This window comes from Rhizobacter sp. P1_G5 (genome assembly GCF_056405435.1).
In genome coordinates this window covers 1-615 of the sequence record NZ_JBFUCB010001184.1, presented here as the reverse complement: position 1 = coordinate 615, position 615 = coordinate 1, and the positions used below count along the sequence as shown (strand labels likewise).

Below are 615 nucleotides of genomic sequence, written 5' to 3'. Positions count from 1 at the left end.
GGAGAAGGTGCCGGCGCAGGTGCAGGCGCCGGCGACGGAGAAGGCGCGGGCGCCGGGGCCGGTGAAGGCGATGGCGCAGGGGATGGCGCGGGCGAGGGTGTGGGGGCGGGCGCCGGCGCAGGCGCCGGCGTGCCCGTCACGGGCCCGAGTGCCGAGCCGTCGGTGTTGCCGCCGGCCCAGGTGGTGTCCTGCGACCCGCCGCCGCAACCGCCCAGCAGCGCGGCCGACACCGCGATGAACAACGGGCCCAGGCCCGCGCCGGCTCTCATGGCTTGACCGTCAGCTTGCCGACGCCGGCTTGCGCCTGCACCGCGGCCTTCACCGACGCCGCCGGCAGCAGCGCGCTGCGGCTGTACGGCACCGTCCAGCCCACGTCGTTCGAGAAGCTGCACTGCGACATGTTCAGCGCCGCGCCGTTCAGCAGCGAGCCGGCTTCGGTGATCGCGCCGGTCTTGCTCGACGAACCCGGGTTCTTCATCACGCTCGCGCAGCTGTTGGCGCCCTGGATCTCGAACACGTTGTTCTCCGAGATGATCTTCGCCAGGTAGGCCACGYCGATGCTGTAGCCGTACGGGTAGGCCGCGTTGGCCGTGCTGCCCTGGTACAGGTTGTTGT

At 72.1% G+C, this 615-nt stretch carries 1 protein-coding gene and 1 pseudogene; both read right to left on the bottom strand.

Features of this window, described 5'->3' with window-relative positions; genetic code table 11:
• Positions 1–269: pseudogene (locus AC1D12_RS34875) on the bottom strand (hypothetical protein); the annotation flags it as partial.
• Positions 266–615 (bottom strand): pectate lyase family protein (locus tag AC1D12_RS34870; protein WP_477845609.1); only part of this gene is annotated, 350 nt, incomplete at its 5' end. The gene AC1D12_RS34870 and the pseudogene AC1D12_RS34875, both read right to left, overlap by 4 nt.